General features: G+C 49.9%; 19 protein-coding genes. 2 read left to right on the forward strand and 17 right to left on the reverse strand.

Annotation, left to right across the window (positions count from 1 at the left end; translation table 11 throughout):
• Window positions 1-15: 15 nt before the first annotated feature.
• The 17 genes from WG68_RS01085 to leuS all read right to left on the reverse strand — a co-directional run bounded on the left by WG68_RS01085 (window position 16) and on the right by leuS (window position 15,659).
• Window positions 16-372, reverse strand: a complete 357-nt coding sequence (locus tag WG68_RS01085) for a PilZ domain-containing protein (RefSeq protein ID WP_046555798.1) — start codon at window positions 370-372, stop codon at window positions 16-18.
• Window positions 373-673: 301 nt separating this feature from the next.
• Window positions 674-1,210 carry a hypothetical protein gene (locus WG68_RS01090; RefSeq protein WP_046555799.1) on the reverse strand — a complete coding sequence of 179 codons (537 nt, stop codon included), beginning with the start codon at window positions 1,208-1,210 and terminating at the stop codon, window positions 674-676.
• Between the two features lie 48 nt (window positions 1,211-1,258).
• On the reverse strand, window positions 1,259-1,675 hold the full coding sequence (locus tag WG68_RS01095) for a hypothetical protein (protein ID WP_046555800.1): 417 nt from the start codon (window positions 1,673-1,675) through the stop codon (window positions 1,259-1,261).
• A gap of 10 nt (window positions 1,676-1,685) precedes the next feature.
• Window positions 1,686-2,621, reverse strand: coding sequence for an RES family NAD+ phosphorylase (locus WG68_RS01100; RefSeq protein ID WP_161796337.1), 936 nt, complete (start codon window positions 2,619-2,621; stop codon window positions 1,686-1,688).
• A gap of 299 nt (window positions 2,622-2,920) precedes the next feature.
• The gene (gene lipA / locus WG68_RS01105; RefSeq protein ID WP_046555802.1) at window positions 2,921-3,886 is read right to left on the reverse strand and encodes a lipoyl synthase; all 966 of its coding nucleotides are present in this window, start codon (window positions 3,884-3,886) and stop codon (window positions 2,921-2,923) included.
• Complete coding sequence (gene lipB, locus WG68_RS01110) at window positions 3,879-4,541, reverse strand: lipoyl(octanoyl) transferase LipB (protein WP_046555803.1); 663 nt, start codon at window positions 4,539-4,541, stop codon at window positions 3,879-3,881. Before lipB ends, lipA begins: the two co-directional genes overlap by 8 nt.
• A gap of 65 nt (window positions 4,542-4,606) precedes the next feature.
• Window positions 4,607-4,888 carry a DUF493 family protein YbeD gene (gene ybeD / locus WG68_RS01115; protein WP_046555804.1) on the reverse strand — a complete coding sequence of 94 codons (282 nt, stop codon included), beginning with the start codon at window positions 4,886-4,888 and terminating at the stop codon, window positions 4,607-4,609.
• A gap of 132 nt (window positions 4,889-5,020) precedes the next feature.
• A complete protein-coding gene (locus WG68_RS01120) occupies window positions 5,021-6,184 on the reverse strand; it encodes a serine hydrolase (RefSeq protein ID WP_046555972.1) in 1,164 nt (387 codons plus the stop codon).
• Between the two features lie 59 nt (window positions 6,185-6,243).
• On the reverse strand, window positions 6,244-7,059 hold the full coding sequence (locus tag WG68_RS01125; RefSeq protein ID WP_046555805.1) for a septal ring lytic transglycosylase RlpA family protein: 816 nt from the start codon (window positions 7,057-7,059) through the stop codon (window positions 6,244-6,246).
• Window positions 7,052-8,173, reverse strand: a complete 1,122-nt coding sequence (gene rodA / locus WG68_RS01130; protein ID WP_046555806.1) for a rod shape-determining protein RodA — start codon at window positions 8,171-8,173, stop codon at window positions 7,052-7,054. The genes WG68_RS01125 and rodA overlap by 8 nt, the downstream gene beginning before the upstream one ends.
• Window positions 8,166-10,034: a penicillin-binding protein 2 gene (mrdA, locus tag WG68_RS01135; RefSeq protein WP_200897515.1), complete on the reverse strand. Its 1,869-nt coding sequence runs from the start codon at window positions 10,032-10,034 to the stop codon at window positions 8,166-8,168. Before mrdA ends, rodA begins: the two co-directional genes overlap by 8 nt.
• A gap of 2 nt (window positions 10,035-10,036) precedes the next feature.
• On the reverse strand, window positions 10,037-10,507 hold the full coding sequence (gene rlmH, locus WG68_RS01140; RefSeq protein ID WP_046555807.1) for a 23S rRNA (pseudouridine(1915)-N(3))-methyltransferase RlmH: 471 nt from the start codon (window positions 10,505-10,507) through the stop codon (window positions 10,037-10,039).
• Between the two features lie 6 nt (window positions 10,508-10,513).
• The gene (rsfS, locus tag WG68_RS01145) at window positions 10,514-10,834 is read right to left on the reverse strand and encodes a ribosome silencing factor (RefSeq protein WP_046555808.1); all 321 of its coding nucleotides are present in this window, start codon (window positions 10,832-10,834) and stop codon (window positions 10,514-10,516) included.
• 63 nt (window positions 10,835-10,897) lie between these two features.
• Window positions 10,898-11,563: a nicotinate-nucleotide adenylyltransferase gene (nadD, locus tag WG68_RS01150; protein ID WP_046555809.1), complete on the reverse strand. Its 666-nt coding sequence runs from the start codon at window positions 11,561-11,563 to the stop codon at window positions 10,898-10,900.
• On the reverse strand, window positions 11,556-12,599 hold the full coding sequence (gene holA, locus WG68_RS01155; protein WP_046555810.1) for a DNA polymerase III subunit delta: 1,044 nt from the start codon (window positions 12,597-12,599) through the stop codon (window positions 11,556-11,558). The genes nadD and holA overlap by 8 nt, the downstream gene beginning before the upstream one ends.
• The gene (locus tag WG68_RS01160) at window positions 12,599-13,072 is read right to left on the reverse strand and encodes an LPS-assembly lipoprotein LptE (RefSeq protein WP_046555811.1); all 474 of its coding nucleotides are present in this window, start codon (window positions 13,070-13,072) and stop codon (window positions 12,599-12,601) included. The genes holA and WG68_RS01160 overlap by 1 nt, the downstream gene beginning before the upstream one ends.
• Before the next feature lies 1 nt (window position 13,073).
• Window positions 13,074-15,659, reverse strand: a complete 2,586-nt coding sequence (leuS, locus tag WG68_RS01165; protein ID WP_046555812.1) for a leucine--tRNA ligase — start codon at window positions 15,657-15,659, stop codon at window positions 13,074-13,076.
• 132 nt (window positions 15,660-15,791) lie between these two features.
• Between leuS and WG68_RS01170 the strand changes: the two genes are divergently transcribed.
• Both WG68_RS01170 and WG68_RS01175 read left to right on the forward strand, forming a co-directional pair.
• A complete protein-coding gene (locus WG68_RS01170; RefSeq protein WP_046555813.1) occupies window positions 15,792-16,286 on the forward strand; it encodes a zinc ribbon-containing protein in 495 nt (164 codons plus the stop codon).
• A 292-nt stretch (window positions 16,287-16,578) separates the two neighbouring features.
• Entirely contained in the window at window positions 16,579-18,063 is a 1,485-nt protein-coding gene (locus WG68_RS01175) for a SulP family inorganic anion transporter (protein ID WP_046555814.1), read from the forward strand.
• Window positions 18,064-18,084: the final 21 nt, after the last annotated feature.

Consider the following 18,084-nt stretch of genomic DNA (forward strand, 5'->3'; position numbering starts at 1 on the left):
GTAACTGGCCTGGTGTTAGTCTGCCGATAAATCGGACAGCTCGCGACTCAGCAGCTGGCTGTCACCTAAGTTAAGTTCGATAAGTCGTTTCAGGTGGCCGGCGCTTTCCAAATCAATTTTCACGCAGTGCAGGCCCAGCATATCGTCGTGCTGATGGGCAATACTGACCTGCATACTGAAATCCAGTGGGTAATCGCTTAAATGCACCCGCAAGGTCAGTGGGCCCGACACCGCAGGGCCCCAACTTACCGGTACAGTTACCAGAGCACCTTTTAACGATAAGTCGATAACCTGTGTCGGATAGCTGTAATCAGTGGTTTCTAAATGAGCTTTGCCCTGAAAGTTCACCCGGCTAAAACGTCGTTGCTCCATATATCCCCCTAAGCATTACTGCAGCAAGTGTAGCTGTTATAGCCTTAAATAGCACCGCCAAGCAGACAACTGGATAAATTAAAAAAGGCTGCAATATGCAGCCTTGATCGTTGGTAAGCGTAGCGTATTAACTAACTTCAGTGAATAACATTGCTAATTTGTATTAGTAAGAGTAGTGGTAGTCTTCCTCTACAACCTTTACCCGACGTGTTCCCGCAGATTCAGACCTGGCTCAACAGTTGCTAAGCACTCTGGCCAAAGTAGAACGCTGTTCGTGCAAGATTTGCTAAACTGCATTTGATTATGGTTGTTCACCTGGTTGAAAATGTTTAAGCAGCCATCTTTCGTCAATTGGCCCGGTGATACTCTCCTTCAACGGTTGGCCTGGCTTCCAAAAATCCATAAAAGTCAGGTATATGTTTGTCGCCCGATAATCTGTTTTTTTCCACAGTTCAAAATAGTGATGTTTTAGCTCCGGCTCGATATAGTCCATAAATGCTTCTCGAATGCCGTCCATATCCTTGCTTAGGCTTCTGAAGTTTCCAGCGTCAGCCATAACATAGGAAAAATCACCTTGTCGTGCTTTTTCGAGAGCTTCAAGCATTCCTTGCTTCATCCCTAAAAAGTTTGGTTTGACTTTCAGATGCCATAATTCTGCGTCCTTTTTAACCTCAGCGTAATTTGCAACATTTATTGGTTTTACTGGCAGAGCATCATAGTGCTCGAGTGCTAAAAGACCAGTGTCGATAAACTGTGTAAAGTCTTCAACAAATTGCTCTGTGTATTCAAGTGACGAAAACAACCGGATCAGTAATTTCTCTTGTAATTCAGGTGTCATCTTTAATCCTCCCCTACAGCAAAGAGGGGAGTGAATGAGAGTTGCAAGCTAGTCTAGCCACCATATTAACTCGTTGTTGCGTTCCTCTAATTCAGCTTCCTGGCTTTCATCAAACTCTGTTCCATCTTCAAAACGTGGGAAGTTGACATTATTAACAAACAAGTCGAAATGATCTGAACCGCATTCTGGACAGTTTGGTTGAGAGTTTAAGTAACGAGTAATTTTCTGCTTGTAATAAGCCGTGTAATTTGCACCAGACTCAGGCACATGTGCGGGTTTGGGCTCGTTCAAAATCGAATTTTCTCGCGGGTTTTGCCAGACAATGGCATTACATTTAGAACATTGGGCACCTACAGCATTCGCCGTTTCCCACAAAAAGTAACAAAGGCCATGATTCTTCATACCTTTAACGTATGCAGGTATAACACCAACAGTATTTGCATTAATTTTCTTTAAATGGTTCATTCAAATGCCCTTACTTAATTGGTTTGTTGATGATTGGCGTAATTTTAGCTTTATCGAAGCGGCCGCCAAACAAAACTACAGCTTTGTTGCTGCCTTCTTTTCGGGTGCTGTTATACAGAATTCCTTTGTAGCCTGCATTATAAGCCTGATTAGCTACTTGGTTAGTGTATGCGTAAACCTTTTTCTGTTGTACAGGATTATCTACCTTTTGATTTAACTTTGCTAAATCAACATTCATACTCTTAGCGACTTCTTGGTCTGTTAAATCTAGGATGCCATCAATTTCTACCCCCCCTACAAACAGCGATTTACCACTGATATTTTTTCTGACTTCAAAATAAGATGTAGTTACGTTCTCTCCAAAATAAACGTCATTTCCAGTATTTCTGAATGATGGGTCAGAAAACCGATATTGTGCGGTTGGATTTGTGCTCAATGGGTCAAAAGCGGAATCATATATTTTATGAGCGTCCATTTTTACATTCGCGCCAGTTCCCGAAATTATTTTTGGCTCACCAGTACTAGTGTTCTGGGCCTCATGCACCGCTGCTTTGGCTGCTACTGGCTGGACTGCTGTGGTACTGCCGCCTTTGGGTTTGCTGGCGTTGCTGGTAGTTGAAGGGGCTGCGCTTACACTGCCGCCAGCCGCGGGCGTGCTACCTGCCATTACGTAAGGGCCTGTGTGTTCTGGTGGCTTAGCCCAGCCATCGGTCAGGCGCCAGGCCCGCAATTCGCCGCGCTGAAATAAGTCAATCAGCTCATTGACCAGCCGGTCGGTACTCAGGCCGGATAAATCGGTAACCCAGGGTTTGGCGTAGCGGTACAGGTCGCGCATAATGCTATCTTGCTGCCAGTGGGGTTCTATATCATATAGAAAATAGCGGCCGTAAATATCATCGGCGGCATTTCGTACCCAGGCACTGTCTGGCATATCAACATAGGTCATTGGGTTTTTACTGACAAAAAACAATTCGCCCCATCTGCCATAAAACAATCTGCCGTCAAATAACAGTGGCTTTAAATCTGCAGGGATTTCGGCTTCGATCCACATCCATGTCACCTGTATTTATTTACTGCCAGCATGGCAATGGTTAACGATTATTTAAATAATTGTGCATTTTGTTTTCTTGGGTGCGGTTTGTCAATGGAAAAACGTGACTCAGAAAAAAAGCCAGCGGTGTAGTGCTGGCTTCTAGATGGATAGCATTAGCAATGTAGGCATTAATTCTATGTCGCAGCTAAATGTTAGCTGACTTCTTCGCCGGCTGCCTGGCGGTCGGCATGATAGCTGGAGCGCACGAACGGGCCGCAGGCGGCGTGTTTAAAGCCGATGCTGTTGGCAAAGTGTTTAATCTCATCAAACTCGGCCGGCGGCATATAGCGCTTAACCGGTAAGTGATGTTTGCTCGGTTGTAAGTACTGGCCGACGGTCAGCATGTCCACATCGTGCTCGCGTAAGTCTTGCAATACTTGCAGCAGTTCTTCGGTGGTTTCACCCAGGCCTACCATCAGGCCGGATTTAGTCGATACCTGCGGGTGCGCCGCTTTAAAGCGCTGCAGTAAGGTCAGTGACCATTTATAGTCGGCACCCGGCCGAGCCAGCTTGTACAGGCGTGGCGCGGTTTCCAGGTTGTGGTTAAACACATCTGGCGGGCTTTTACTGAGTATTTCCAGCGCCACATCCATCCGGCCACGAAAATCGGGTACCAGTACTTCAATCTTGATATCCGGGCTGTATTTACGAATGGCACTGATGCAATCAGCAAAGTGCTGGGCACCGCCGTCACGTAAGTCATCGCGGTCTACCGAGGTGATCACCACGTATTTTAATTGCATATCGCGAATGGTCATTGCCAGTTTCTCTGGCTCTTCGGCATTGGGTGGCAGCGGCCGGCCGTGTGCCACGTCACAAAACGGGCAGCGACGGGTGCAAATGGCGCCGAGGATCATAAAGGTCGCGGTGCCATGGTTAAAACACTCTGGCAGGTTAGGGCAGGCCGCTTCTTCGCACACCGAGTGCAGACCATGCTTGCGCATGGCGCCTTTGATCTGATCTATGCGCTCGGTGGTTTTTGGCAGTTTTATTTTTAACCAGGATGGCTTACGCAGCATTTCATCAGGTTCGGTTGGCAGTACCTTTACCGGAATTAACGCCATTTTATCGGCGTCACGTAATTTAACACCAGGTTCCATACGCGCTGTTTTAGTCATATTGCCACTCTAATCCTGTTTTAACACTTAATTCGGATACGGCCAGTAGCCGTTGGAAGATGTTGCTGATCTCAGCTTTGGCCTGGCTAATGCTCTGTGGCCCACCAAAATCTTTACTCTGGACCATTTGCATGCCAGCGTAACCGCAGGGGTTAATCCGGCTAAAGGGGCTGAGATCCATATCGACATTTAATGCCAGGCCGTGAAAGGTACAGCCTTTGCGTACCCTTAAACCGAGCGAGGCCACTTTTTTGCCGTCAATATATACGCCTGGCGCATCAGGCCGGGCGTTGCCACTAATGCCGTGTTGTGCTAACAGTTCAATTAATACCTGTTCCAGCAGGGTAACCAGCTCGCGTACGCCGAGCTTACGGCGTTTAATGTCCAGCAGCACGTAAACCACGAGCTGGCCCGGGCCATGGTATGTTACCTGGCCACCCCGGTCGACTTTAACCACCGGAATATCGCCTGGCAGCAACAGATGTTCGGCTTTGCCAGCCTGGCCCTGAGTAAACACCGCCGGGTGTTCTAACAGCCATAGCTCATCAGGGGTTTGCTCATCGCGTTTATCGGTAAAACGCTGCATCGCATGCCACACCTGGGTGTAGTCCTGGCTACCCAGATCGCGGATCACGAGTTGTTGGCTTAAGCTCACGGTATACTCCGCTGAAAAACGCTCTGCATTATAGCGATTTGTGCTGCCAAAGCGAGTTCAGACCATTAAAGAACGTAACGAACCAGCTCAATTTTGCCAAGCTCAGTGTACAGCAATTCAATATGATCCTTGCTGGTCACCGTGACTTTTACCGACACCGAATGGTAGTTGCCTTTGGTGCTGGGCTTAACATTGGGGCTGTAATCGGTAGCATCAGTATGGCGGCAGATCACGCTCATTACGTCGTCTACCAGCGTCGGTTCTGCCAGGCCTAACACTTTAAAGTTAAACTGACAGGGAAACTCCAGATACTGATCAAATTTGGTGTCTTTTACTTCATTAGCCATACGCTTACTCTCATTGACGCTATTGCTGCTGTTCCGCGCACCCGCTTTATACCCCAGGCACGCTATTAACAGGTGTATTGTAACAAAAAATCCCGGCAGCTGCCGGGACTTGTCGTAAAGCGGGTAACTGGTTTAGTTAAATTGCATTTTAACGTAATCAATCATCCGGCTGAAAAAGCCGCCGCGGCCGACATCTTCCAGCGCTACCAGCGGATATTCAGCGATATCTGCGCCGTCCAGTTTTAAGTAAATGGTACCAACCACCTGGCCTTTTTTAATGGGGGCGACCAGTTGCTGATTCAAGCTGACATCAGCTTTCAGGTTGCGGCGCTGCCCGCGGGTAATGGTAATAGGGGTACTTTGCATCAGGCCCAGCTGAATTAGCTCTTTATCGCCTTGCCAAACCCGTTGTTCTGCAAATTTTTCACCGCTTTGGTAGGGCGAAAAGGTTTCAAAAAAGCGAAAGCCGTACGTTAATAATTTTTTATTTTCACTGGCGCGGCTGCGTTCGCTGTCTGCGCCCATTACCACTGATACCAGCCGCATGCCATCGCGGGTAGCAGAGGTAATTAAGCTGTAACCTGCTTCGCGGGTATGGCCGGTTTTAATACCGTCTACTTCCAGGCTGCGATCCCATAACAATGAATTACGGTTGTACTGACGAATATTGTTGTAGGTAAATTCTTTATCCGCGTAGATGGCATACTCTTCCGGCACATCACGGATCATGGCGATGGATAATTTGGCCATATCCCGTGGGGTGGTGTATTGTTCGGCTACCGGCAAACCATGGCTGTTGCCAAAGCGGGTATTATGCATACCCAGGCGCTGGGCATGAGCATTCATTAAATCGACAAAAGCGCTTTCACTGCCGGCAATATGTTCGGCCATGGCAACGCAGGCATCATTGCCGGATTGAATAATAATACCTTTATTCAGATCAGCTACCGAGACCTGAGTACCCACTTCAATAAACATCAGGGAGGAGCCCGGGAAATTCCTGGCCCAGGCTTTTTCACTAATGGTGACTTTATCGTCCAGACTGATATTGCCGTTTTTTAACTCGGTGCCAATAACGTAACTGGTCATCATTTTAGTTAAGCTGGCTGGCGACAATGACATATCGGCATTTTCTTCTGCCAGTACCTTACCGGTATCATAATCGACTAAGATATGGCCTTTAGCGGCGACGCTGGGAGCCTGGGGAGTAACAACCTGCGCTTGCGCACTGGTGGCAAAGCAAAAGCTGCTGATAGCAAAAATGCCAGAGGTAATGATGCGTTTATAACTATTCATGAGACCCGTTCTTTTATTATAGGTAGTAGCGAAAATACTCTTTAACTGCACATCTAGCTTTAACTGCATACTGCGCTGTCAAAGAAATAGGCTCCAGGATATTGATTAGCTTTTAAGGTTGCCAACCAACTCTGGGCTTGCCGGTTATCCTTACTCGGACCTACTAACAAGCGAAAAATTCCATCTGCCGCCTGAATTTGGGTAGGTACTGCCAGCTTTTTTTCGACGTCAGCACGTAGCTGCTGCAGTTTGCCATTATCACTGCTGGCAAAAATCTGGATAAAACATTGTTCTCTGCTGGTTAAGTCCTGTGCCAGCATGGCCGGAGATTTTATGAGTTCTAACTGAACTCTGGCTGTACCTTGTTGCAACATGCCAATTTTACTCGCCGCTGAATAGGATAAATCGATTATCCGGTCGCGGTGAAACGGGCCGCGATCATTTACCCGGACTATCGCACTCTGGCCATTGTCCAGATTGGTTACTTTAACATAAGACGGCAGTGGCAGGGTCTTATGCGCGGCTGTCATGGCAAACATATTATAGGTTTCACCGTTAGACGTCAGGTGACCATGAAATTTACTGCCATACCAGGACGCGATGCCGCTTTGCTGAAACTCAGTTAAATGGGCCAATGGCGAATAATGCTGGCCAAAAATCTGGTATGGCCGGTTGCCGCCCCGACTGAGCGGCTCAGCTTTGGGGGTCGGATCTATCATCTCCAGCAGGGTAGGTAAGCGCTCTGGAATACTGTCTTGCTGTTGCTGGTAGCGCCCGGCATTCGGAGCAGCCGGTTGTGGTTTGGAACTGCAGCCAGCCAGCACCACTACGCCCAACGTCACTGCCAAGGTTACCACACGAGTATTTTTAAACATTTGCTAGCATCCGTTTATGGGTACTGACTGACATTAATACACCGAAGGCCGCCATCAGGGTGACCATAGAGGTTCCGCCATAGCTCACCAGTGGTAACGGTACGCCAACCACAGGTAACAACCCTGATACCATGCCAATATTAACAAAGACATAGACAAAAAAGGTCAGAATAAAGCTGGCCGCGACCAGTTTACTGAAATTATCCTGCGCCCGGCTGGCAATCAGCAAACCGCGGCCAATGATAAACAAGTAAATGGCCAGCAGGATCACCACCCCAATTAAACCAAATTCCTCACTGAGTACCGCAAAGATAAAATCGGTATGCCGCTCGGGCAGAAACTCCAGCTGCGACTGGGTGCCCTGCAGCCAGCCTTTACCATCGACGCCGCCTGAACCAATGGCAATTTTTGACTGAATAATATGATAGCCAGAACCCAGCGGGTCGGTTTCCGGGTTTAAAAACGTCAATACCCGTTGGCGCTGATAGTCACGCATTAAGAAGAACCACATAACCGGGGCGAAAGCTGACACCAGCAGCGCGATAAAGGTGATTAAGCGCCAACTCATCCCGGCCATAAACAACACAAACAAGCCCGACATAGCAATAAGCAGCGAGGTACCCAGATCGGGCTGCTTAGCAATCAGCAGCGTCGGAATGGCACACATTAAAAAACCAACAAACAAATGCCATAATTTGGGGGGCAAATTTTGTGAGGCAATAAACCAGGCTACCGCCAGTGGCACGGCCAGCTTCATAATTTCAGAAGGTTGGAATTTCATAAAGCCCAAATCCAGCCAGCGCTGCGCACCTTTGCCGACATGGCCAAACAGCAGCACGGCTATCAGCATTAATAAGCCAATACTAAACAGCGCAACAGCCCAGCGCCTGAACGTTTGCGGGCTAAGCTGGGCAACGCCAACCATCACGGCCAGTGCGACACCCAGCCGGATGATCTGGGCTTTCATCATGGCTTCACTCTGGCCGGTCGCGCTATATAAAATCACCAGCCCGAATGCCAGCAGGGCAAGTAACCCCAGCAGTAATGGCAGGTCGATATGAAAGGCTGCCAGTTTGCCGCTGCGCTGATTAGGGCTGACCAGGTTGTCATTCATCAGCATTTACTCCGGCCGAAAAGTAATAATCCAGTAACTGGCGACCTATCGGCGCGGCGGTACTGCTGCCACCACCGGTATTTTCTACCGCCACGGCAAACACAATAGTGGGGTTAACGGCAGGGGCATAACCAATATACATCGCATTGTCTCTGTGGCGCTCATCCAGCGAGTCGGCATCATATTTGGCATCCTGGGCAATAGCGACAATCTGGGCGGTACCTGTCTTGCCGCCTGAAGTGTAGCTGGCTGTTCTAAAGGCATTATGAGCTGTACCTTTGAGGGTGCCGACCGTACGCACCATGGTGTCGGCGATAATATCCCAGTTTTTTTCGTCTATAACACTTACGCTGGGTTTCAGCTTGGGTTGGATTAACTCACTGCTGTTTTCGGAACTTAGCTCGGCTGCCATATGTGGCGTGGGCATCATGCCTTTATTGATAATCACGGCAGTAGACAAAGCCAGTTGGATGGGCGTGGCGGTCCAGAAGCTCTGGCCGATACTGAGTGGCACCGTATCGCCCGGATACCAGGGTTGATTAAAGCGGGCGCGTTTCCAGCCACGTGATGGCATATTGGCGCTGGCCTCCTCGTGAATATCAATGCCTGTGCGCTCACCAAAGCCAAACTGGCGCATATAGTCAGAAATACGGTCAATGCCGAGTTTGATGCCCAGGTCATAAAAATAAATATCGCAGCTTTCCACCACCGCACTGTATACATCTACCCAGCCATGGCCGCCCCTTTTCCAGTCACGAAAGCGGTGATCACTGTTTGGCAGGGTAAAAAAGCCCGGATCCCAGATTTTGGTATCCGGTTTAACGGTATTGGTTTCCAGCCCGAGTAAGGCCAGGTGGGGTTTAATGGTAGAGGCGGGTGGATAAATGCCCTGGGTGGCCCGGTTAATCAGTGGCCGGTCTGGCGAGTGCAGTAAGGCATTGTAGTTGCTGCTGCTGATACCATGCACAAACAGGTTAGGGTCATAACTGGGGTTGGAATAAAACGCCAGCACTGCACCGTCGCGTGGGTCCATGGCGACAATAGCGCCACGTTTTTGCTGCAGGGTTTGCTGGGCGGTAAGCTGTAAGCCCACATCCAGGCTTAACCGGATATTCTGGCCGGAACGCGCAGGCACCGAACGTAATACGCGGATCACCCGGCCACGGTTATTTACTTCAACTTCCTGAAACCCCATCGTGCCATGCAGCTGTTCTTCGTAGTAACGCTCCAGCCCCAACTTGCCTATTTCGCGGCTGGCGGCATAGTTAGGCAAACGCTCCTGCTCATCCAGCCGGCGTAAATCGTCAGTATTAATTTTGCCAATATAACCCAGCGCATGGGTAAATAGATCGCCAAACGGGTAATGCCGGGTTAAACGGGCTTCGACGGTAACCCCGGGCAAACGGTGCAGATTAACCGAAATAATGGCGACTTCTTCCTCGTCCAGCCGCTCTTTTAAGGCAATGGAGTTAAAACGACGCTGTTGGCGCACTTGCTGTAAAAAATCGTCTTGCTGTTCAGCTGAGATGACAATTAATTCGGCAAGCTGCGCCAGGGTACTGTTGATATCGCTAATTTGTTCGGGTACCAGTTCCAGCGAAAATACCGGCCGGTTTTCTGCCAGTAAAATACCGTTGCGATCTGTAATCAGGCCACGGTTCGGTGCCATAGGTAGCACCTTGATCCGGTTACCTTCAGAGCGGATCTGGTAATCCTGATATGAGCGTACCTGCAGGTTGTACATGTTAAGTAAAATGATACTGAATAAGCTGCATACTACCAGCATAGCAACCAGCGCCCGGCTGTTAAATAACCGGGTTTCGGCGGCGATATCCTGCATGGCAATACGCTTTTTTAGCATAGCTACTCGCGATGATAAGGATGGTTAGTACTGATGCTCCAGGCCCGGTACAATGCTTCTGCTAACACTACCCGTACCATGGGGTGTGGCAGGGTTAACGCTGACAACGACCACTTTGCTTCGCTAACAGCGATGCAAGCCGGCGCAAGCCCTTCCGGGCCTCCGACCAGCAGGGCGATATCTCGGCCATCTTGCTGCCACTGTTCCAACCGCTGTGCCAACTGTGGGCTACTCCAGTTATCACCGGTTACTTCCAGCGTCACAACTTTGGCACCTTTGGGCACCGCGGCCAGCATTTTCTCGCCTTCGAGTTCTAAAATGCGCTTGATGTCGGCGTTTTTGCCGCGTTTGCCAGCCGCTATCTCTATTAGTTCCAACGGCATGTCGCGACCAAAGCGGCGGGCATATTCGTTAAAGCCATTTTGTACCCAGTCTGGCATTTTCGTGCCAACGGCGATCAGGCTAAGCTTCATACCGACTCAGGCACTCCAGAGTTTTTCCAGCTGGTAGAAACTGCGGGTTTCGTCCAGCATGACATGTACGACTACCGAGTCTAAATCAAGCAGCACCCACTCGCCGCTGCTTTCGCCTTCTATACCCAAAGGCTGAACCCCGACCTTTTTGCACTCTGCGGCCAGATAAGCGGCAACGGATTTAGCATGGCGGGTAGACGTACCAGAGCACACTACCATAAATTCGGTTACGCTGGATTTACCGCGTACGTCTAAGGTTACGATATCGCGACCTTTCAAATCATCAATTTTGTCTGTGACAAAGGCGACCAGTTCGTTCGTTTGCACCTATTTTCCTCAATGCTGACTAAAAGCGGCTATTTTACCACAGTTTTAGCACTGTTATAGCGCTTAGCTTTGATAGAGTCGATGTTGCTGAATATAGTTCAGTACGCTTGGTGCCAGGGTGCTGATATTTTGCTGCTGATTGGCCAGCGCAGCTCTGATAGCTGTGGCACTGGCGGCAAAATCAGGGTTATCCAGCACAACAATATTGCCATGCGGCCTGCGCCTCAGGGCGCTGATATCAGCCCCGAACCCGGCTAGCAGGGCGGGGCAGTCGCCTTCATTGCTGGTATAGCCCGGGCGCTGGCAGACAATCAGATGGCTAAGGCGTAAGATAGTCTGCCATTGATACCACTGCTTAAGGTAGCTCAGTGAATCCATGCCGATAACAAAGGCCAGAGTGCAGTCTGGCATGGCTTGTTTTAACAACGCCAGACTGTCAGCAGTATAAGACGGACTGCTGCGGTCCAGCTCCAGTGGCTGCAATTGCATGCTGGGCTCACCGGCAATGGCCAGCTCAACCATATTTGCCCGGTGCGCGGCGCTGACCCCGGGGCTGGCCCTGTGGGGCGGCAGGTGGCATGGCATAAACTGCAACTGGTCTAGCGCGCAGTGCTCTAACACATAGCGGGCGCAGGCAAGATGGCCCTGGTGCACCGGATCAAAGGTGCCGCCAAATATCCCTATCAGTGGGCTGTTTGCAGGTGATGTTTGAGACGCGGTATCAGTCATCACGATGCTGCTGCAAACTATAAGTACGTGGCACAGGCTTGATAAATAAACAGACCAGATGACTGAGCGCCGTGCTGATATCCGGTAACTTACCGCCCTTGTACAAGCGGTCAAAGGCGGCCAGTTCTTGCAGTAAGTAATCCAGATAGCCTAACGATAAACGCTGCAGCGCCTGCTGATAAAGTGGCTGGCGTTTGGGCCAGATCGCCAGCTGTTTAAATGCCTGGCTAAGGGCAATGCCTTGTTGTTGGTTGCGTTGTAATTGCTGCAGTTGCTGCACGTCTTTTTGCAATTGCCAGATAATAATGGCCGGCTCCAAATCCTGTTGCAACAAACGTTGCAAACGGTGCAGTGCCTGGCTGCCCTCACCAGCGAGAATCGCATCGCCCAACTGAAACACGGTAAAACTGGAATGGTCTGCCAAAAAGCCTGCCAGGGTATCGGCATCTATAGTGTGGTTGGGGTGAGTCAACGCCAGCTTTTCCAGCTCCTGACGCGCTGCCAGTAAGTTGCCGGCGCTATGGTGTTGTAACAGGGTTAAGGCATCGGCTGTCAGCTGCACGTTCTGTTGGCGGGCGCGCTGGGCCAGCCATTGGCCGGCCTGGCGATCATCTAGCGGATAAATGGCTACTTGCACGGCAACGCTTTGCAGTTGTTTAAACCAGGCCAGTTTACTGACTTCGCCAAAGCCACGCTGGCCATGTAACAGCAGCACAATGTCGGGTGACAGGACGCTGGCTAACTGTTTTAGCTGATCACTGGCAGTTGGTGGCAGTTTCTGGCTCAGCTCCAGTTCAATCAGCCGTTTTTCGGCAAATAACGACATGGCACCCAGCTCATTATGTAGCGCAGACCAGTCAAACTGATTATCCACGGTAAAGCTCAGTCTTTCATCATAACCCTGCGTTTTGGCGGCCTGACGCAGCGCATCGATAGCTTCAATTTTTTGCAGCGGTTCTTCACCAAACACCAGATAACAACCGGCTAACCCTTGCTGAAGCTGGGCAGACAGTTGATTAGCGTAAAGCTTTTGCATTACTCCAACCGGGCCAGTTGACGGATGATCCTATTGGCGGCCTGCTGGCGTAACTCACTTAGCAATAAGTCCAGCTCTCGGGCTTTAGCCAGTGCCTGGTTGGGGTCATCCTGATAGTCTCGATACAGCTCAAACTGGTTAAAGGCCGGTTCGGCACCCGGCATAATCACATAATAGCTGACCTTGTAGATCAGCTCGTATTCCGCTACCTGGCCGCTGGGGAACAGCGACAAGGTGCGCCGCTCCAGGGTATCACTTACCAGCTGAATGCTGGGGGCATCGGCCTGCATACTGCTGAGCAGTTGCACATTGTTCTGACTTAAACGCTTGCTAACCAGCTTGGCCAGTTCAGAGTGGGCTTCGCTTTGCACATAAATAGCCGGAAACTGACTCAGTGGTAAGTTGCCGCGCAGATGAAAACCACAGCTGCTCAGCGCCAGCGCGAACGTGACCACTATCAGCGTTTTCAGCATCTCAGCTGACCACCAGATTCAGCAGTTTACCCGGCACATAAATCACTTTGCGGATACTGCCACCTTCCAGAAACCGCTGGACGTTATCTTCCTGCCTGGCCAGCTCCAGCACCTGTTGCTCGGTGGCGGCAGCGTTAACAGTAACTTTAGCCCGTACCTTACCATTAATCTGTACTACCACCAGTTTTTCGTCTTCTACCATGGCAAGCTGGTCTGCCACCGGCCAGGGGGTTTGTTCAATGCCCTGGCTCTGGCCCATTTGCGCCCATAAGTACTGGGCAACATGCGGGGTGATTGGGTTTAACAGCTGCAATAACGCCAGCACCGCTTCATGCATCACTGCTTTGTCCTGCGCTGTTGCCAGACTGGCCCGCTGCAGTTTATTGCTTAGCTCCATAATGGCGGCGATTGCGGTATTAAAGGTGTAGCGCCTGCCAATATCGTCGCTGACTTTAAAAATGGTTTTATGCAGTTCACGGCGCAGGGTTTTTTGCTCATTGTTCAGCTCACTTACTTGCAGTGGCGCCGGATTACCGGCCGCTTTAACATCCTGCACCAGAGTATACACCCGCTTAATAAAGCGATGAGCCCCCTCGACCGCAGAGTCTGACCATTCCAGGGTTTGCTCTGGCGGGGCGGTAAACATCATAAATAACCGCACGGTATCGGCGCCATACTGGTTAATAACCTGTTGCGGGTCAATGCCATTGTTTTTTGATTTTGACATCTTGCTCATGCCGGCAGACAGCACAGGCAAGCCATCGCTTTTTAAAATAGCCTGGGTAATGCGGCCTTTGTCATCGCGCTCTACGCTGACATCCTGGGGGGATAACCACTGCTTGCCGCCATTGTCAGTGTCGCGGTAAAAGGTTTCAGCCAGCACCATGCCCTGGCATAGCAAGCGTTTAAAGGGTTCATCACACTGCACCAGGCCCACATCGCGCAACAGTTTGTGGAAAAACCGGGCATATAACAAATGCAAAATAGCGTGTTCAATGCCACCAATATATTGGTCTACCGGCAGCCAGTAATTGGCCTTGGCCGGGTCCAGCATGGCTTTGTCATGATCCGGGCTGCAATAGCGGGCATAGTACCAGCTCGATTCCATAAAGGTGTCGAAGGTATCGGTTTCATGCAAGGCCGGCGCGCCGTTATAGTCGGTTTTGGCCCATTCAGGGTCGGCTTTAATCGGCGAGGTCACGCCATCCATCACCACATCTTCTGGCAGGCGCACCGGTAACTGGTCTTCAGGTACCGGCACCACTGAACCATCAGCTAAATTCAACATAGGAATAGGCGTGCCCCAGTAACGTTGGCGTGACACGCCCCAGTCTCGCAAGCGGTAATTTACTTTTACTTCGCCACGGCCCAGGCTGGCCAGTTTGGCGGCAATCGCATTGAACGCCTCGGTAAAGGCCAGGCCGTCAAATTCAGCTGAGTTGATCAGGATACCTTTTTCGGTGTAAGCCGCCAGACTTAGATCGGCAGTATCACCACTGCTGGCAAGCACTACCTGCTTAATAGTAAGGCCGTATTTTGTTGCAAATTCATAGTCGCGCTGATCATGGCCAGGTACCGCCATTACCGCGCCAGAGCCGTAATCCATCAGCACAAAATTGGCAACCCAAACCGGCAGTTGTTCACCGGTTAACGGGTGAATAGCAAAAATACCGGTAGCGCAGCCTTTTTTCTCCATGGTAGCCAGCTCAGCTTCCGCCAGCTTACCGCCTTTGCAGTCTTCAATAAAAGCGGCCAGCTCCGGGTTAGTTGCAGCAGCTTGCCGTGCCAACGGATGCTGCGCCGCAACCGCCAGATAGGTGACACCGTATAAGGTATCCGGGCGGGTGGTGTACACCTCAACGTCGGACTGTTGCCCTGCGATGTCAAAACGGATATTGACGCCCTCAGAGCGGCCAATCCAATTTTTCTGCATGGTGCGCACTTGCTCGGGCCACTCAGTTAACTGCTCTAAATCGGCCAGTAACTCTTCGGCATAGGCGGTAATTTTAATAAACCACTGCGCCAGCTCGCGCTGCTCTACCACCGCGCCAGAGCGCCAGCCGCGGCCGTCGATAACCTGCTCGTTCGCTAATACGCACTGATCTACCGGATCCCAGTTAACCGTGGCCATTTTTTTGTACACCAGGCCTTTTTCATACAGCTTGGTAAAGAACCACTGCTCCCAGCGGTAGTACTCGGGCTTGCAGGTGGCCACTTCGCGGCTCCAGTCATAGCCAAAACCCAGCCGCTTCAGCTGAGTTTTCATATAGTCGATATTTTCGTAAGTCCACTTGGCCGGAGCCGTTTTGTGGTTAATAGCGGCATTTTCCGCAGGCAGGCCAAAGGCATCCCACCCCATGGGCTGCATCACGTTTTTACCCTGCATCCGTTGAAAACGGCTAACCACATCACCTATGGTATAGTTGCGAACATGACCCATATGCAAACGACCACTTGGGTAGGGAAACATCGACAAGCAATAAAACTTTTCTTTGCTGGGATCTTCCGTCACCTTAAAGGCGTTAGTTGCTTCCCACTGTTGTTGCAAAGCGGTTTCAATTTGCTGCGGGTCATATTGTTGTTGCATTGACATCTTCCACGATAAAGTTCTGGCAGGGCCGGCAAGGCCGGAAAAAGTGGCTATAGCATACCGCAGCAAGGTTTTGACAACAATAAGTAAGCGCGTTGTCTATACTGGAAAAACCAACAAGGAGACACTATGAGTGATTTTTATAAAAAGTATCAACGCTGGTTAGCCGAATTTAACCAGAATTTGCAGCAAAACCCGGATAATTACGATAATCAGTTGGTAAAGTTTGTTGATACTTTAAAAGCGTATTTACAAGCCGGCAAAGACTTAAGCGCCTATGAAACCCGCTTATTTATTGAAACCCTGAAACGGCAATGGCACGAACAACAGGAGCAGCAAACCGCAACCGACCAAACCGAGCATGAGCAAACGGTACCGTCGCTGTGGCCTGAGGCTTTATGGCAGGAGCTTAGCGGTATTACCGATAAAACCCAGCTGGAATGGCAGGAGCTCACTGAGGATTTTAAGCACCAGGGGGTGTATTTTCAGGGAGAGATGGTCGGCATGGGCCGCTATCGTTGCAGCAATTGTTATCAGCATACCGATTATACCCATCCGTCGGAACTGCTGGCCTGCAGTGAGTGTGGTGCCGTGCAGTTTTACCGCGAAGGTTTGCCAGTGTAATTTGCCGCTGAAGAGGCCGTTAACATAAAAATACCGATTTCTGATATTTTGTTGGGCTGCAAGCCAGTTTAACGCTGTTTTTGCTGGTTTTGTCGCCTGTAAACCCCTATAATGTGCGCTGTTTTTTTAGCTTAGAACAAAAAGTAACCAATGAGGAAGGGCCGGTGTAACTCCCACAACTATTACTAAATTGCTCATAAAGTTCAGCGTGCAGCCTGGGTAAGTAACTTTAAATGCAGTTTATGCTAAACGTCTGTGCTGAATGTCGGAAATTAACTTGTTGGACATATAAATGATTAACACCATCAAACAGAACTGGTTCTCCAATATTAAAGGAGACGTTCTGGCCGCTATTGTGGTAGCGCTTGCCCTTATTCCTGAAGCTATTGCCTTTTCTATTATTGCCGGAGTCGACCCTAAGGTTGGCCTGTATGCATCCTTTGCTATTTGTTTAATTATTGCCTTTGTGGGCGCCCGCCCCGCCATGATTTCTGCTGCCACCGGCGCCATGGCGTTATTAATGATTACGCTGGTGAAAAACCATGGCCTGGAGTACCTGCTGGCTGCCACCTTATTGTGCGGAGTCATTCAGATTGTGTTTGGCCTGTTTAAGCTGGGCGACTTAATGCGCTTTGTCTCGCGCTCGGTCGTCACTGGTTTTGTTAATGCGCTGGCTATCCTGATTTTTATGGCGCAACTACCTGAGCTAAGTGGCACCTACGGTACCGTTACGGTATATGGCATGACGGCGCTGGGCCTGGCCATTATTTACTTATTTCCTTATGTCACCAAGACGGTGCCATCGCCACTGGTATGTATAGTGGTGCTAACTGCGCTGGCTTTGTATTTTGGCCTGGATATTCGCACAGTGGCGGATATGGGCGAGCTACCAGACAGCCTGCCGATTTTCCTGTGGCCTGATGTACCACTGAATTTTGAGACGTTGCAAATTATCTTCCCCTACTCACTGGCATTGGCAGTGGTGGGTATACTCGAGTCACTGATGACGGCCACTATCGTCGATGATTTAACCGATACCAGCAGTGATAAAAACCGCGAATGTGTTGGCCAGGGTGTGGCGAATTTAGGCTCGGGTTTAATTGGCGGTATGGCCGGTTGCGCCATGATTGGCCAATCTATTATCAATGTTAAGTCTGGCGGCCGTACCCGTTTATCTACCCTGTTGGCAGGTGTTATTTTACTGGTGATGGTAGTGTTCTTAGATAAATGGGTGGGCTTGATCCCAATGGCAGCATTGGTGGCAATTATGATTATGGTGTCGATAGGTACCTTTAGCTGGTCGTCGGTAAAAGACTTGCGTAAAAACCCGAAAAGCTCGTCTGTGGTGATGATTATGACCGTTATCGTGGTGGTGGCGACGCATAACCTGGCATACGGCGTATTGGTTGGCGTGCTGTTAAGCGCACTGTTTTTTGCAAATAAGGTGGGGCAGATTTTATATATTGGCTCTAAGCTGTCGGCCGACGGCCACGAGCGCGAGTACACCGTGGTTGGCCAGGTGTTTTTTACCTCAGCCGAACAATTTATCGGCGCCTTTGATTTTAAAGAAGCAGTAGAGAAAGTAAAAATTGATTTGCACCGGGCACATTTCTGGGACATTACTGCCATTAGCTCGCTGGATAAAGTAGTGCTGAAATTCCGCCGCGAAGGTACCGAAGTAGAGCTGGTGGGCTTAAACGAAGCCAGCGCCACTCTGGTTGATAAATTTGCGGTGCATAATCAGCCCGATGCCGTAGCAAAGTTAATGGGGCACTGATTTCAGATAAGTTGATCTTAG

This window comes from Arsukibacterium ikkense, from assembly GCF_000987775.1.
In the GTDB taxonomy this organism is placed as follows: domain Bacteria; phylum Pseudomonadota; class Gammaproteobacteria; order Enterobacterales; family Alteromonadaceae; genus Alishewanella; species Alishewanella ikkense.